Here is a 16,786-nt window from a genome sequence, read left to right on the forward strand (position 1 = left end):
CCCAAGCTTTACAAATGTACAAACTTTACCCTAAGAATTGTATGCAGCCGCCTGGCTGTATATCTAAAATGCTATTGACTATGAAGTTAACCGCTCTCCTTCTGACCGCAATCATTTTACAGGTCAGCGCAACCACCCTTGCGCAGAAGGTTACACTAAAAGAAACGAACATTCCGCTTGGTCTGATTTTTAATAAGATCAGCTCACAAACAGGATATGATTTTTTGTATACGACGTCTTTATTGAGGAGCACCAAACCTGTAACAATAGACGTTAAAAATGCAGAACTCAGCACTGTCCTGAAACAGATTTTTGCCGGCCAGCCTTTAGACTTCAGCATCGAAGACAAATCGGTTGTGGTTACGCCCAGATTAAAACCAGATCTGCGCCCCGGTAAGCTTAAATCACAGACACTTATTGACGTAAAAGGTACCATTGTAGATTCAGCTTCCCGCAGACCACTTCCGGGGGCTGGTATTACTATAAAGGGAACTAACAGAGGCCTGCGTGCCGATGATAACGGCTTTTTCTTCACCAATAGCATCGATGAGAATGCCATTTTGATTATCACTTATCTGGGCTATCAATATAAAGAGGTTCGCGCGGCAAAAGATATGGGGATTATCGCCCTGGCCCCAGTCGCCAACAATCTTACAGAGGTAGCAGTAACAGTGAACACGGGCTATCAGCGGATCAACCCGGAACAAAGTACGGGTTCCGTAGCACAGATCGGCACAAAGGCTTATGAATCTAGTATCAGCACTAATTTTCTTGAAGGCCTGGTGAACCGTCTGCCCGGGCTTCTAATCAACAACAACGTTTCTTTCACAAGCACAACACCCGGTAGTACGGGATCGACCTCAAGGAGCTTATTTAATGTCCGGGGGATATCAACGATGTCAGCTAATCAAAGTCCGCTGATCGTAATCGATGGTTATCCCACAGAGCTGACGCTGGACCGGATTGATCCTAATGAAATCAAAAGCGTAACGGTGTTAAAAGATGCGGCAGCTGCTACAATCTATGGCGTTAGGGCATCCAATGGCGTCATCATCGTGGAGCGTAAACAGGCGGTTGCCGGCAGGCCTAGTTTCTCTTTCAGGACTACAACCGGCATCACTCCAAAAGAAAACTATAACCGGTACCGGTTTGCAGATGATGCCTCGGCTATTAAAATCGACTACGAAAAAGCGCTGTACTCAAACAGTGTCAATCCTACTACCTGGTCAAATTTATCCAGAATTGGTGGCGGACTGGAAGCGCCGCGTTCACCGCTGTTTTATCTGCTGGCACAATCGGCGGCAAACGTGATCACTCCTGAGCAGTTTGCCAGTTCGTATGCCGCGTTACAGGGTTACGATAATAAAAATGAATACAGTAAATTATTTCTGAGACCTGCAGTTTCACAAACTTATACTTTAGATGCCTCTGGCGGTAATGAAAATGCATTGTATTACCTTACAGCAAACTATACTGGTAACCGGCAGACACAGATTAACAATGATAACAACAAATGGTCACTCTCCGGCCGTACCACTCTAAAGCTGGCTTCAAGATTGTCACTGGAATTGACTACTGACTATCTGGAAATACGTAGTAACGGAGCCCCTGTGCCGGATCTTATCACTAGTCTTAATCCTTATGAACATCTGCAGGATGTCAACGGCAATCCGATGTATTCAACGTTAGGCTCAGCAACTAACCCATTCTTAAATCAAACACTTATGGGAAAGGGGCTGCAGGATGTACTTTATTATCCCTTAGTTGATGTGAATCAGATCAGTGACAAGTCTAAAACTGTTAATAATATAGTCACCGCTAACTTCAACTACAAACTAGGCGATGGATTTGGTTTGTTATTCGGCGGTATTTATGAGAGTTCCAGTGCCGATATTAGGCACTATGCCTCAGAATTTTCTTCAGAATCAAGACGTTACGTTGCGGGATATGCTAAAGAAAACGCTGACGGAACGCTGACCTATGGTATTCCCCAAGGCGGTTACTTAAGACAGGGATCACAAAGTACTTACAGTTATACGGGAAGGGTACAACTAAATTATAATAAACGAATGGGTTCCGGCCATTCAATTAACGGAATTGTGGGCGGAGAAATTAGAAATGTTGTCAATAAAGATAATATCGCATCTTATTTTGGTTACAGTGACGAAACATTGTTGCAGCAGCCGGTTGATTATGCCGCCATTACCAATGGTACGGCCAATGGCACATTATTAAGTGCTTATCCTTTTCAGCGTAGATACAATACTCTTTTCGATCAGAGTTATACTGAAGACAGATTCTTGTCTGCCTTTTCCAACGTGGTCTATTCTTATAAAGATACTTACTCACTTAGTGGAAGTGTCAGGATCGATCAGTCAAATCTTTTTGGCACAAATCCGAAATATAAATACAAACCATTATTGTCAGTGGGGGCGCGCTGGAATATTAACAAGGAAAGCTTCATGCAACAAGTTGACTGGCTAAACCAGCTGACGCTGCGGTCATCGTATGGTTTTAACGGTAATGTTGCCAAGTTATCACTTCCACAAGTGATCGGACAATACATTCAAAATAGTGATACTTCACCAACAAGCACGGCGCTTCGATTACTGTCTTATGCCAATAGCAGCCTCCGCTGGGAACAGACAAAGAACTTTAACTCAGGCCTGGATTACCGCATTTTCAGGAATGTCAGTGGAACCGTGGATTATTATTTGAAGAATAGCACTGACCTTTTGGGTAATGCATTGATAGATCCAACTATTGGATTAAGCCCTTCCATAATTAACACAGCATCAATTCACAATAAAGGATTGGAGATCAGCCTGCATGCAGACTGGATAGCCCGGAAAGATTTCAACTGGAATACTGGATTTATTTTTGCACGCAATACCAGCAAAGTTGTGGAGGTTAACCGGCAAGGTCCCTACAATCCTCAGACCTTAAATTCGATTGGTTATGTGAAAGGTTATCCTGTTGGTGCTTTGTTTGCCTACCGTTATGCCGGCCTCAACAGTGCAGGGTATCCGCAGGTAAAGAATGAACAGGGAAAACTTTATCAGACAGATAATAGCACTGACCCAACGCAAAATTCACTTCTTGCCAGTGATACCTCAGGGGTTACACGGTATGTAGGGTCATCTATTCCTACTATTAACGCCGGATTAAGTAACCGCATTGACATTGGCAGGTTTTACGTGTTCGTAATGGTCAATTACTATGGCGGTTTCAAAGTTAGGGTGCCGGCAGCCACTCCATTTTCGAACAGGCCACTTGAAGGAGCCGGAAATTACTGGAAAAATCCTGGTGACGAAAGTAATACTGATATACCGAGCCTCGCTGCTTTAAATTCAACAAATTCAACTTATGCATACAATTACTCTGACAGAAATATTGTAAACGGCGATTACATTACTTTAGGAGAACTCACCTTTTCTTATAGTTTCGATGACAAAAAATTCATTAAAAATTTAGGGTTCAGCCATTTCGAGGTCAAGCTACAGGGATCAAACCTATGGACAAAAGGATTCAATAAATATAACTACAGTAGTGGTGCTGGTGGTTTCGAGAAATCCTATATCACGCCCACTTACAGACTTGCCATTTTCACAAACTTTTAAAACCGAAAACGATGAAACGCTACAGCTATATTTTAATTTGCCTGATACTGGGTTGTACAGTATTTCCAGGATGTGATAAGTATCTTGATATCAAACCAAAAGGAAGGACCACTTTATCTACTGTTACTGATTATGATCAATGGCTTAACGATCCTTATCTTGGAATGGGCTTTGGCAGTCCTTACGGCTGGACGAATTACTTTACTGATCAGGTTGATTTTGTCAATATCACCACACCGCCAACAACACCTACCGATTTAACCTATGTATGGGGATTACAATTCTCCTCTGACCTTAACAGTCCCCCGCTTTTGTGGTCTGAACATTATGCGAAGATCAATCAGTATAATTCCGTTCTCATCGGAATTGATGAGGCTACAGGCGGTACGGAAAGCCAGAAAAAGAGCCTGAAAGGCGAAGCGCTGTTAGGACGGGCCCTGGAATACTTCTACCTGGTAAATGAATATGGAAAACCTTACGACTCTACCACTGTCAACCAGGATCTTGCTGTTCCGTTTGTCACATCCAATGATGTAACCCAAAAGGTCCCGCCCAGAAGCACGATCAATGAAATTTATAAACATATCATTGAAGATGTAAATGCAGCCATCCCAAACTTGCCTTTAGATAACACCGCAAACAGATTCCGCGGATCATTAGCCGCAGGTTACAGCGTGCTGGCAAGGGTTTATTTTTATACAGGGAACTATGCTGAGGCCAGAAGATACGCAGAACTTGCACTCGCAAATACAAAAGCAGTAATGCTCAATTTTAATGGCACTCTACCAACATCACCTTCCATTACCAACCGCGTGGACGTTATATACGGCAGATATGTAGTAGGCAATTTTCCTGCTTCTTTAGAGTTTATGCGCACATTTTCTACCGATGACCTCAGAGTCAAAAAACTATACCGGAATTCAGATAACTATACATTTATAACAAGAGGTGCAACCGCTTTCATTCCGTTGCAAGTGACTTCATCACTCCAAAATGTCAATACAGGTACATCCGTTCAGGAGATGAGACTGATCATTGCAGAGGTTGCGGCCAGAACTAATGCGCTGTCAGTTGCGCTGCAACAGCTGGACGAGATCCGTAAAAACAGGATCGCCACTGCAACCTATGTACCTTATCAATCCTCCGACCAACAAACGGTACTGCAGGAGGTATTCCTCGAACGGAACCTTGAACTTGCTTTTACCGGATTACGCTGGTTCGATATGCGAAGGCTGGACAAAGAAAACAGGATGGGTACTGTCTACCGGTATGATGCAAGGGGTAACGTGATTGCCACTTTACCTCCGCACAGCAATCGGTATACGCTGCAAATTCCTGTACAGGTTCTAAGTTTTAACCCGGGTATGCAACAAAACCCATAACAGTAGAAATCATGAATAAAACTTATTTAGTCATCATATGCATGCTGATGCTCTTGTTTACCGCGTGCTCTAAGAAAAATGGTGTCGATGCACTATCTGATAGCAGCGTCACTTTTGATGTGTCTGCCGGTAAGGATACGGTACAAATACCGCTATCCATAAAAAAAGATTCCATCATTGTTGTCAAATTCAAAGCATCCTTATCCGGCGGCACTTCCGCTAATGACCATTGGGTGAATTTTGCCGTTGATACATCCAGAATCAATACATACCGGACAAAATATGGTCAGGCTCAACTATTGCCATCTGGTTCGTATCTTTTTTATAAACCCCTGACGCAAATAGCCGCAGGCGCATCCTCATCGGAGCAAGCGCAGCTGAACATCGTTTTGCAAAGCAAACTGACAGAGCTTACTACGTATGTTCTGCCGATCGTCATCCAATCAGTAGATGGTAAAGTTGAAGGTGCGGCGTCACCCACTGTACTTTATTATGTTTTTAAGACCGGAGCATCACCTGTGATCAGTAAGGCTGGCTGGACGATTGCCGGCGTGTCTTCAATCTTTAATACATTTAGAGCACAGAACCTGCTGGATGATGATAAAAAAGCAACCTATTGGACAAGCAATATCACCGGAGTTATGCCGCAATGGGTATCCATCAATTTTAACAGGAATATTACTTTTTCTGCTGTAAATTATTCATTGCCAACGCTGTTGAACTATCCTTCCCTTGGCGGTTATCCAACATCCATACAAATTGAAACGAGCATGGACGGGATCGCCTGGGTAAACAAAGGAATATTCCAGGGAAATATTTCCAACAATACGCAAACCCTGAATACAGGTCTGACCACAGCCAGGTATCTCCGGTTTACCTCCCTGGCTTCTGTTAAATATTCCGGTATTTACTCTGCGATATTTATTAGTGATATATCCCTCATGCCTTAAAAATTGAAACAAAATAATAGATATGAAAATGATGAAATTCCTACTCGCCGGTTTAAGCCTGCTTCCAATTGGCTTGCATGCCCAGAATAGTTTTCTGGTCGCGGGAAAAATTGGCTCCAAAGCTATGCCGTCTATGGTTTTCCTTGATTATTATCACCAGGGTAAACCAGTAAAGGATTCTGTAATGTTGAAAAAAGGAGAGTTCAGTTTCAAAGGAACATTGAGTAACCCCGTTGGTGCGGTGATTTCCGTAAAACGGCAGGGTGCAAAAGAATCCGCCGCTGGTGATGAATTAGCTTTTTATCTGGAAAATAGCAATATCACCATCAACTCGCAAGATTCCCTGTATAAAGCTGTAGTCAAAGGTTCCAAAACGAACGATGACGATGTGGAGTTACGTGCATGGCAAAAACCTTATCGCAGGATTGCTGACTCTGTCATGCGGGTTTATAACAGCTGGACTCCTGAACAAAAGAAAGATACAGCATTGGCCAAGTCCCTTGGTGCACCTATACGTTCTTCCCAGGCCGGCTATGACAAAGTAACCCGGAAATTTATTGACAGTCATCCTGATTCTTTCATCTCCCTTCGCGTTTTTAGCGAAGCTGAGCTTGGTTATAACTTTAACCCTGACACCGCAGAAACCAGGTTTGCAAGGTTTTCTTCCATGCTAAGGGAGTCATATCCAGGCAAAAAACTGGCAGCAGCGATCGAAACAGGCAAAAAAACAAATACGGGAGTAGTTGCCATGGATTTTGTGCAAAATGACACTACAGGAAAACCGGTAAAGCTGTCGGACTTCCGGGGCAAATATGTGCTTTTGGATTTCTGGGCTTCCTGGTGTAAACCCTGCCGTGCAGAGAATCCAAATCTTCTGAAAGCTTACAACAAATACAAAAGTAAGGACTTTACCATCCTTGGTGTGTCATTGGACGATGAAGATGGCAGAAAAGCGTGGTTGCATGCTGTGAAACAGGACGGTATGCCCTGGACACAGGTATCAGACTTAGCAGGCTTTAAAAGCAAAGCTGCCGTCCTGTACGGCGTAAACGCCATACCAGCGAATTTCCTTATCGCACCGGACGGGAAAATCGTCGCCAAAAACCTTCGGGGTGAAGAACTTGAAAAAAAATTAGCGGAAATATTGCCGAATTAAACAACATCTAAACTGTAACAGTATTGCAACAGAATTCATTAGAACTTATGTTGCAATACTACTTACACACACCAAAATATAAACAATGAAAAAATTTATAATAACTACGCTATCATTTGTTACTTTTTGCTTGCCGTTAACCCTTATGGCTCAAATGGGTTATACTATAACCGGAAAATTCGCTGCGTTAAACGTACCAGCCAAAGCCTATCTTGTTACTTTACATGACAAAAGATGGAAAGAAACGGATTCTGTGGTAATTAAGAATGGAAAATTCCGGTTTACAGGAAAAGTTGATGAACCTCAGACCGCTTTTATCGCCATCCAAAGATCATCTGGCAAAAGAGATGATTTGCCTTTTTATCTCGAAAATTCCAACATCACATTTACCGCTAAAGATTCGATAAAAAATGCCGTGGTCAGCGGGTCAGTATCCGACAAAGAAGACCGTGAGTTAAGCGCATTAACCACGCCCTTTACGATTAAAATCACGAAAATACAGAATGAATTTTCACGGGATGACCATAAACCTGTCAACAAAACGGCTGCCGAGAAAAAAAACGCAGGAGATAGCATACAAAGTTATGTAGCACAGATCAGGAATATCGAGTTAAAGTTTATAGAAACGCACCCGAATTCGTTCATGGCTTTGTATACGTTTAACAATTTTATTCTTAATGGTCACTTTAATTCTGCAGAGGTAAGTCCGTTGTTCTATAAATTCTCTCCTCAATTGCAGTCATCTGCATTGGGTAAACTGGCGATAGATAGAATTATATCGGCCGAAAGGCGTGGCCTGGGTGTAAAGATCATCGATTTTACGCAGACTGACTTTGACGGCAAAGTTTTTAACATTACCTCATTACGCGGTAAATATGTACTTCTGGATTTTTGGGCAAGCTGGTGTTACTGGTGCAGGGCGGAAAACCCTAATGTTATAAAAGCATATCAGCAGCTGAAGGACAGGAATCTTGAAATCGTAAGCGTATCATTTGATGATACGAGAGCCAGCTGGGAAGGAGCTGTAAAAGCAGATAAACTTCCGTGGTTACAGGTATCGGACCTTAAAGGGATGCTGGTAAGAGACGGTTTAGCAGCAAAATTAGATATTACGGCAATACCGCAAAACCTATTGATTAATCCTGAAGGTGTGATCATCGCGGCAAATCTTCGGGGCGAGGATCTCCCGGCGAAATTAGCAGCATTGATTAAATAAGACAACATTAATAGCATGAAAAAAATAATGTTAACTATACTGTGTGCAGTACCTTTTATGGTACAGGCGCAGGATAAATTTGAAATAACAGGAAAGCTTCCTGCAGCGGACAGCGACAGGATAGTTGTACTGAGCTATAAAAATAGCCAGGGTAAAGCTAAAAGCGATACCGCAGCCGTTAAAAATGGAACGTTCACCTTGACGGGTGAAACTGCGTTTGGCAATATGTCCAAACTTTCCCTGGTACCGGTTAAAAAGGATGGCGTTGATCGCCGCCGCCAGTCAGACGAGCAGGCTTTTTATTTGGAGAAAGGGAAATACAATGTTGTTGGTACCGATAGCATAACAACTGCTAAAATTACAGGTGGACAAGCTCAAACCGACTATCTGTTGTACATGGCCCAAACCGGGAAACTGCTTGCGCAGTATAAAGAAATAACTGAGCGTTTTATGAAGGTATATTACGCACAGGAGAAAGATACGGTTGAGGTAAAAAAGATACAGGCAGAAGCCAGGCCGGTACATGACCAGCTTGAAGCAGCTAAAGATGCCTTTATGTTGAGTCACCCGGATTCTTATGTGAGCCTTGACTTGCTAGTGGGCGGTGAAAAGGCTGTGCTTATTGATCCAAAAGTATTTGATCCTTTCTACAAACCGCTTACTAAGAGAGTTTTGGCCAGCTTTATCGGGCAAAAACTAGTAGCAACTTATGAAAAGGCCGTGTTGTTATCGATCGGTAAGACAGTGGATTTCACACAAACGGATGATAAGGGTAATGAGTTTAAACTGTCATCACTAAAAGGAAAATACGTGTTGGTGGATTTTTGGGCCAGCTGGTGTGCGCCTTGCCGTGCCGACAACCCTCATATGCTGAAAGCCTATAAAATGCTGAAAGATAAAAATTTTGAAATTGTAGGCGTCTCTTTAGATGACACTGACGGGGTATGGTTAAAGGCTGTAGATCAGGATGGATTACCATGGACACAACTGCGCGACCTTAAAAACGAACTAGCTACCAGATTTGGCATTAGTGCTATACCTCAAAATGCATTGATTGACCCTAACGGTGTGGTCATAGCCAAAAATTTACTTGGGAAGGACTTGCTAAGTCAACTTTCAAAGTTTATAAGATAAATCGATCAGGTTCGTTCATTCACGAAATGATTTGCCTCCGGACAATCATTTCCTTAAGTATTAAATATTCTGATGAGAAATTTGAAAAAGATCGGTTTACCGGTACTTTCCTTTGCAGGTTTAATGATGTGTTGCAGCTTACCTGTACACGCGCAAAAAAAATCAAAAAATGCTAAAGCTTCTGTAGCCGGTGATACGGCAAGAACCAAAAGCCCTGTGCAACAACCAACTGTTGTTAGAACCCTAACAGCCACGAGGCCTTATAAAGAAGTAGTGCCGGCTACAGCCAAAACCATGAAAAGCTTTATAACGGTTCATGTTGTGGCAGACAGGTACCTGTTTGAGATACCTGATTCGATGATGAAACGCGATATACTGATCGTTTCACGTGTGGATAAAGGCCCGGCAGGAACAGTTAAACCTGCAAGTGAAATTGGCTATGCCGGTGACGAGGCAGGGCGGGCAGTTATTGCTTTTGAAAAGATTCCGGGTGACAAGGTAGCCATGCGCTCGCTGATATTTGACCAGTTTTCAAATGATACTACTCAAAATGGCTTGTCAAGAACACTGTCAGGAAATAGTTCCCAGACCATATTAGGAACTTTTCCGGTTAAGGCGCTGCATAATGAAGCTAACAGTACGGTGATTGATGTTACCGATTTTATTAATGGCGATAACGGCGCGTTTTCGTTTAGTATGCCGTCCCGGAATAACTTGGGAGGATTGTTTCCGGATCGTTCTTACATCAATAATATGTATGCCTTTCCAAACAATATTGAAATCAAATCGGTAAAAACTTACTTTGCGAAGCCCAGTGCTGGCGCTATATTACCGCCGGTCAGTTATGAGCTTAATAATTCGCTGGTGCTGCTGCCAAACGATTTAATGAAACCCCGGCTTGCCGATCCGCGCATTGGCTTTTTGAGCAACGCTTATGTTGATTTTGATACTAACCCATATGGTGTATCTGCAACCAAATACATTCTGCGCTGGCGCATGGAACCCAAACCGGGAGACATGGAAAAATACAAGCGTGGAGAATTGGTTGAGCCTAAAAAGCCCATCGTGATTTATATTGATCCGGCTACGCCCGCGAAATGGGTGCCCTATCTCATTCAGGGGATCAATGACTGGCAGGCAGCCTTTGAAAAAGCCGGCTTTAGAAATGCCATAATGGGCAAAGCAGCCCCGGTGAATGACACCACCTGGAGCTTGGATGACGCCCGCCATTCTGTGCTGGTTTATAAGGCCTCAGCCACCACTAATGCCACTGGGCCTAATGTCAATGACCCACGTACGGGCGAAATACTGGAAACACATATTAACTGGCACCACAGTGTAATGACGCTGGTGCAGAACTGGTACAGGATCCAGGCTGGCGCAACAGATCCGCGGGTGCGCAAACCAGATCTGGACGACGAACTCATGGGCCAACTCATCCGCTTTGTTTCTTCGCATGAAATAGGCCATACTTTAGGTCTTATGCACAACTTCGGAGCATCATCAACTGTTCCGGTTGCTAACCTGCGCAATAAAGCCTGGGTGGAGGAGCACGGGCACACACCGTCGATTATGGACTATGCCAGGTTTAACTATGTGGCACAGCCCGAAGATCACATCAGCGAAAAAGGTATATTTCCACGTGTAGGCGATTACGATAAATGGGCCATTGAATGGGGCTACAAACTGATACCGGATGCCAAAACCGCGGCCGAAGAAAAACCAATATTAAACAAATGGCTGGTTGATAAACTCGCCTCGGGCGAGCAATATTTTTACGGCAGCCAGCTCAATCCAATAACCAATGATTTCCCGATAGGCAATAATGATCCCCGCAATCAAAGCGAAGATTTGGGAGATGACGCCATGCAAGCCAGCCTTTATGGTATAAAAAACCTGAAAAGAGTTGAACCGAACCTAATGACCTGGCTTAAAAAACCGGGCGAAAACTACAACCGGGCTGCTGCTGCTTACGCCGAACTGGTTGGTGAATACACGCGTTTTATGTTCCATGTGTCAAAGAACATAGGCGGTATTTATGAAACGCCGAAAACTGTCGAACAGCCAGGCCCTCAAAATGCAATTGTAGACAAAGCCAAACAAAAACGCGCCATGGTTTTTTTACAGCAGCAATTGTTTACTACGCCGTACTGGCTAATGGATAACAAGCTTTTTAGCGTCAGCCAGGCCACTTTCACTCCGGTTACCACCACACAAAAAATTGTGTTATCCAGCCTGTTGAATAGTGAGCATATCAGCCTGTTGCTGAGTGAAGAAAAATCTTATCCTGGCAAATCTTATACAGTTGTCGAGATGCTGAACGATCTGCATAAGGGCATATTTTCTGAACTTATTGTAAACAAGCCGGTAACTGTTTACCGCCGTGAGCTGCAAAAAACCTATGTTGATAGCATCATTAACTTGTTAGGCAACAAAACCGGTATTTATACGGATGCATTATCCGTTGCTAAAGCACATGCCAGGATGTTGAAAACAGAACTGAAGAAGGCATCCCATGGTTCAACTGGTATGACCCGTGATCATTTTATTGATTTATCTGAAAGGTTGGATTTGGCATTGCAGCCCAAGTCTTGACCGGTCGTTTTCGCAGGCGAAAATCAATAGCCCGGTTTATTAATGAACTTAGTATACGGCCTGAAAAATTACCGGCTTTGCTTGAGTAAGCATTAGTGATGAACAGCAATTAACTAATTAACCAAAACAACAACAATATGAAAAGTATATTTCTTATCTTATTTCTATTCGTAGCAGGCGCCGGAGCTTCTGAAGCTCAGATTTTAACACCCGTGCATTGGAGTTATGCAGTAAAGAAGACCAGCCCGAAAGAAGCTGTGATTTTTCTGAAAGCAGACATGGACGCGGGTTGGCATATTTATTCACAACATATAAATGAAGGTGGCCCCGTAAAAACAACCATTAAGTTTCTGGCATCACCTGACTTTACTTTGAAGGGAACTACTATAGAACCCAAACCAATTACTAAAATGGAACAGGTTTTTGGAATGGAGGTCAGTTATTTCGAAAAAAGCGTCATCTTTCAGCAAAAGATCAGTTTAAAGACAGGCCAGACAACTGTCAAAGGGTCCATTGGATACATGACCTGTAATGATGAGAAATGCCTGCCGCCCGCTACGGAAGAATTTAGCGTAGCCATAAAATAAATTATAAAAATTGCTCAGTCACACGCCTTTGGGGCTGACCCTATGGCTATGCCTTTGCGTAAATTTTCGGATAAGTAGCAGATGATAATCAAACAAATCTTATTGATATCGGGCCTTGTATGTTGCAGGCTGGCGGGATATTCACAATCGGCCAAGCTGGTCGAGCAGGTGACAAAAAAAGGTAATGAACTGGTGATACCTTATCAAAAATTTCAGTTCACCAATGGGCTGACCGTATTGCTGACGGAAGATCATTCCGATCCTATGGTGCATGTAGACGTTACCTATCATGTCGGATCAGCCCGCGAAGAGATCGGAAAGTCCGGCTTTGCCCATTTCTTCGAGCATATGATGTTTGAAGGTTCTGATCATGTCAAAAGCGGTGATCATTTTAAAATGGTGTCGGAAAGCGGCGGCAGCCTCAACGGCTCTACCACACAAGACCGCACCAACTATTATGAGACGGTACCGGCCAATCAACTGGAGAAAATGTTATGGCTGGAAGCAGACCGCATGGGCTTTTTGATGGATGCGGTTACTCAGAAAAAATTTGAGATACAACGTTCAACGGTCAAAAATGAGCGGGGGCAGAATTACGATAACCAGCCCTACGGTTTGGTCCATGAAACAATTGCGAGAGCAATGTACCCTTACGGGCATCCCTATTCCTGGCTGACAATCGGATACGTGGAAGACCTGAATAGTGTTAACGTTAATGATCTTAAACGCTTCTTTATGCGTTGGTATGGTCCTAACAATGCCACACTTACGATCGGCGGCGATATCAACGTAAAACAAACGCTTGCATGGATCGAAAAGTATTTCGGCGGCATACCCCGCGGCCCGGAAGTGCGGCCGACCGTTTTACCGGCAACCGTACTTTCTGCAGACCGGTATATTTCCTATATGGATAACTATGCAACTCAGCCATTGTTGTGCATCAATTTTCCGGGCGTAAAAATGTATGATAAGGATATGGCTGCATTAGATGCGCTTTCCATGATCATTGGTCAGGGTAAAAATTCGGTATTCTATAAAAATTTTATCAAAGGTCGTAAAGCCTTCCAGGCGAGTATGTCTTCGGATAATTCAGAACTTTCAGGTGATATTTCTATACAGGTGGTGCCTTATCCCGGGCTGACGCTGGCAGATATGCAAAAGGAAGTTAAAGCAGCCTTCGCAGAATTCGAAAGGAGCGGCGTGTCTGATGATGACCTGAACCGCTTTAAAAATAGTTCAGAGTCAGGTTTTATTGGCGGCCTCGCAAGTGTTTCCGGAAAAGTCAGTGCATTGGCAGCCGCGCAAACCTTTACCGGAAACCCCAACCAGATAGGTACAGAACTTGCTGAAATCAGACGGGTAACTAAGGATGATGTAATGCGGGTTTATAAAAAATATATCAAAAACAAATCAGCTGTTATTTTGAGTGTGCTGCCAAAAAGTGGCTCATTTGCAACAGCATCAGCAGATAATTTTACACTTCAGAAAGGCAGTTATATTGCGCCGGATTATGGCTATGCGGGTTTACAATATAAAAAGCCGCTGGATAAATTTGATCGCCAGCTTGTACCTGTTTCAGGCCCGAACCCACTGACTAAAGTTCCGCCTTATTGGGAAGCAACCTCAGCTAATGGGATCAAATACATTGGCTCATTCAACAATGAGATCCCTACAGTATCTTTTAATATTTCCATTCATGGCGGCGGGCTGCTGTCGGCGAAGGCTCCCTCCAAGGCGGGATTGCCCGCTATTGTGGCTCAAATGCTGAATGATGACACGCAGTCTATGACTGCAGAGCAGATCAGTTCGAAACTCGCGATGTTAGGAAGTGCTATACAGGTTGGTGCCTCCAGCGATGAAACATCGTTTTCTGTCTCTACACTGACGAAAAATCTGGATGCCACAATGGAGATCCTCAGAGAAAGGCTGTTGCATCCAAAATTTACGGAAGAGGCGCTGGACCGTATAAAAAAGCAAACCATAGAAGGTTTTCAGACGTCCAAAACACAACCTGCAACAATTGCCACAAGCATTTACAGCAAGCTTATCTATGGAAAAGATAACATTCGCGTTTACGCAACAAATGGTAAAGAGGAAACAGTAAAGAACATCACGCTGGCAGACGTTCAGGCTTATTACGATCAATACTTTGCACCTAATCTTTGCTCAGTTGTAGTGGTAGGTGAACTTTCTGAGGCCGATACCAAATCAAAGTTTGCCTTTTTAAATGACTGGAAAAGGAAGGAGGTGGAAATTCCAAAACCGTTGCCACCATCATCTGCTCCACCCAGGAGAACGATATATTTTGTAAACGTTCCCCGTGCAGCACAATCAGAGATCCGTCTGGGTTATTATACCGGAATCAATTATGACACAGACAGCGTTTATTACAAACTCGCGTTAACAAATTATGTATTGGGCGGGGGTTTTAATTGTCGCCTGAACCTTGATCTGAGAGAAGAAAAAGGCTGGACCTACGGTGCCAGCTCTGGCTTTGCATCAGGCAAAAACGGGGGCATTTTTACTGCCCAGACCGGCGTTGTTGCCGCCGCTACAGATAGTGCTGCGCTGGAGCTCGTTAAGATCATTCAGAATTATGCCGAAAATGGTATCACAAATGAAGAACTGTTGTTTACAAAGAATTCAATCGGACAAAGCGATGCGCTCCGTTTTGAAACAAACGGTCAGAAAGCATCTTTCTTGTACCGTATTCAGACTTATGGCCTGAAACCAGGATTTATTACGAAGCAGAGTAGGGTATTGAAGGAACTGACAAAAACGGAAGTAGAGGGATTTGCCAGGAAATACCTTAACACTGACCAGATGACAATGGTCATCGTAGGCGATAAAGATCAGTTTGGGCCAAGCCTGCTAAAAGCCGGATTTGATCTTGTTGAACTTGATAACGATGGTAATAAAAAGTCATAAGTAATCAAAATTTATCCCGCCGGTCAAACATCAGGTTTTTCGGCGGGATATCAATCTTTCGTCAGCAAATGCCTAATTTAGAGCCTGGATCTTAATTACAGCTGGATCTGTAATTAGCTGATATTTTTTATTTAAAATTAACTTAAGTGAAAAGTGTGCCTTTATATTCATGCGAAGTTTGCAGAATATAACTCTACACAAATGAAAATGTTTATTAGAAAACAAATTACAAAGCCATTATTTCATATGGTTATAATGGCAATGGCCAGTCTGTTAACATTCAGCAGCTGCTCCAAAGATGACAACAACAACGGTCATTCTGCAAAAACCTTCGTTTTGGTTCATGGCTCTTTTCAAGCACCCTATGCATGGCAATTTGTGAAGGCCAGGCTGGAGGCATTAGGTCAGAAAGTAGTAGTAGTTGAGCTGCCCGGTCATGGACAGGATCAAACTGACCCTAAAACTATTTCCATCAAAACTTACCGCGACAAAGTCGTGCAAGCAATAACAGCTATAAATGGCCCGGTTGTATTGGTTGGTCACAGCCTTGGGGGGGCGGTCATCACAGCAGTTACAGATACTATCCCAGAACGCGTGGAGAAGCTTGTATACCTTGCGGGTTTCGTTCCGGCTAACAACCAATCTATACTCGATCTGACAATGATGGACCCAAATTCACTGTTTGGTCCGGCATTGACGTTTTCAGCCGCTGGTGCTACTGCAAGCATTGCAAATGATAAAATAGTTTCGGTATTTGCTCAGGATGGAAATGATCAGGTTAAAAAACTTCTTATGGACAATAACAGACCTGAGCCTATTGCCGCTCAGGCAGATAAATTGATTTTAAAGAATCCGTCTTTCGCAGCGGTTCCGAAATACTATATCCAGACCACTCAGGATCACGCGGTCACTATTGATCTGCAAAAAAAGATGATCAGTGCAGCTGGTATTATGAATGTTTATTCCGTTGATTCGGGGCACTGCCCGATGCTTACCCAGCCAGATAAGGTGAGCGATTTGCTTTTGCAGATTAGCAGGTAATAATTATAACGGGAGCCGGCAAGTGAATCTTGCCGGTTTTTGATGTTACTATCCGGGTACTATTTATATCTTAACTTACTCCTTTTATACAACCACATGCAAAATAATAATAATTATTCGTCGATTGCTCTTATAGATAATCTCATTAGTTTTTTCTGCGTTGAACATGTGTATTTT

10 protein-coding genes are annotated in these 16,786 nt (G+C 43.2%); all 10 read left to right on the plus strand.

What is annotated here, in order from left to right; genetic code table 11:
- Nucleotides 1–80: 80 nt before the first annotated feature.
- On the plus strand, nt 81–3,620 hold the full coding sequence (locus BLW16_RS09340) for a SusC/RagA family TonB-linked outer membrane protein (protein WP_245735193.1): 3,540 nt from the start codon (nt 81–83) through the stop codon (nt 3,618–3,620).
- Between the two features lie 11 nt (nt 3,621–3,631).
- Nucleotides 3,632–5,002: a RagB/SusD family nutrient uptake outer membrane protein gene (locus BLW16_RS09345; RefSeq protein ID WP_090556317.1), complete on the plus strand. Its 1,371-nt coding sequence runs from the start codon at nt 3,632–3,634 to the stop codon at nt 5,000–5,002.
- 11 nt (nt 5,003–5,013) lie between these two features.
- Nucleotides 5,014–5,952: a BT_3987 domain-containing protein gene (locus tag BLW16_RS09350; protein ID WP_090556318.1), complete on the plus strand. Its 939-nt coding sequence runs from the start codon at nt 5,014–5,016 to the stop codon at nt 5,950–5,952.
- Between the two features lie 28 nt (nt 5,953–5,980).
- Entirely contained in the window at nt 5,981–7,108 is a 1,128-nt protein-coding gene (locus BLW16_RS09355) for a TlpA disulfide reductase family protein (protein WP_217631547.1), read from the plus strand.
- A gap of 154 nt (nt 7,109–7,262) precedes the next feature.
- Complete coding sequence (locus BLW16_RS09360; protein ID WP_245735194.1) at nt 7,263–8,324, plus strand: TlpA disulfide reductase family protein; 1,062 nt, start codon at nt 7,263–7,265, stop codon at nt 8,322–8,324.
- Nucleotides 8,325–8,351: 27 nt separating this feature from the next.
- Nucleotides 8,352–9,458: a TlpA disulfide reductase family protein gene (locus BLW16_RS09365; RefSeq protein WP_245735195.1), complete on the plus strand. Its 1,107-nt coding sequence runs from the start codon at nt 8,352–8,354 to the stop codon at nt 9,456–9,458.
- Between the two features lie 72 nt (nt 9,459–9,530).
- Entirely contained in the window at nt 9,531–12,053 is a 2,523-nt protein-coding gene (locus BLW16_RS09370) for a zinc-dependent metalloprotease (RefSeq protein ID WP_090556322.1), read from the plus strand.
- Between the two features lie 137 nt (nt 12,054–12,190).
- Entirely contained in the window at nt 12,191–12,640 is a 450-nt protein-coding gene (locus BLW16_RS09375; RefSeq protein WP_090556323.1) for a protein-disulfide reductase DsbD domain-containing protein, read from the plus strand.
- An 81-nt stretch (nt 12,641–12,721) separates the two neighbouring features.
- A complete protein-coding gene (locus BLW16_RS09380; protein WP_090556324.1) occupies nt 12,722–15,568 on the plus strand; it encodes a M16 family metallopeptidase in 2,847 nt (948 codons plus the stop codon).
- Between the two features lie 201 nt (nt 15,569–15,769).
- Entirely contained in the window at nt 15,770–16,609 is an 840-nt protein-coding gene (locus BLW16_RS09385; RefSeq protein WP_090556325.1) for an alpha/beta fold hydrolase, read from the plus strand.
- Nucleotides 16,610–16,786: the final 177 nt, after the last annotated feature.

It is taken from the genome of Pedobacter hartonius (assembly GCF_900107535.1).
Taxonomy (GTDB): Bacteria; Bacteroidota; Bacteroidia; order Sphingobacteriales; family Sphingobacteriaceae; genus Pedobacter; species Pedobacter hartonius.

What these genes read in the sequence shown, in the direction of transcription:
- BLW16_RS09340 (WP_245735193.1), top strand. Translation starts at nt 81, where the DNA reads ATGAAGTTAACCGCTCTCCTTCTGACCGCAATCATTTTACAGGTCAGC.
- BLW16_RS09345 (WP_090556317.1), top strand. Translation starts at nt 3,632, where the DNA reads ATGAAACGCTACAGCTATATTTTAATTTGCCTGATACTGGGTTGTACA.
- BLW16_RS09350 (WP_090556318.1), top strand. Translation starts at nt 5,014, where the DNA reads ATGAATAAAACTTATTTAGTCATCATATGCATGCTGATGCTCTTGTTT.
- BLW16_RS09355 (WP_217631547.1), top strand. Translation starts at nt 5,981, where the DNA reads ATGATGAAATTCCTACTCGCCGGTTTAAGCCTGCTTCCAATTGGCTTG.
- BLW16_RS09360 (WP_245735194.1), top strand. Translation starts at nt 7,263, where the DNA reads ATGGGTTATACTATAACCGGAAAATTCGCTGCGTTAAACGTACCAGCC.
- BLW16_RS09365 (WP_245735195.1), top strand. Translation starts at nt 8,352, where the DNA reads ATGTTAACTATACTGTGTGCAGTACCTTTTATGGTACAGGCGCAGGAT.
- BLW16_RS09370 (WP_090556322.1), top strand. Translation starts at nt 9,531, where the DNA reads ATGAGAAATTTGAAAAAGATCGGTTTACCGGTACTTTCCTTTGCAGGT.
- BLW16_RS09375 (WP_090556323.1), top strand. Translation starts at nt 12,191, where the DNA reads ATGAAAAGTATATTTCTTATCTTATTTCTATTCGTAGCAGGCGCCGGA.
- BLW16_RS09380 (WP_090556324.1), top strand. Translation starts at nt 12,722, where the DNA reads ATGATAATCAAACAAATCTTATTGATATCGGGCCTTGTATGTTGCAGG.
- BLW16_RS09385 (WP_090556325.1), top strand. Translation starts at nt 15,770, where the DNA reads ATGAAAATGTTTATTAGAAAACAAATTACAAAGCCATTATTTCATATG.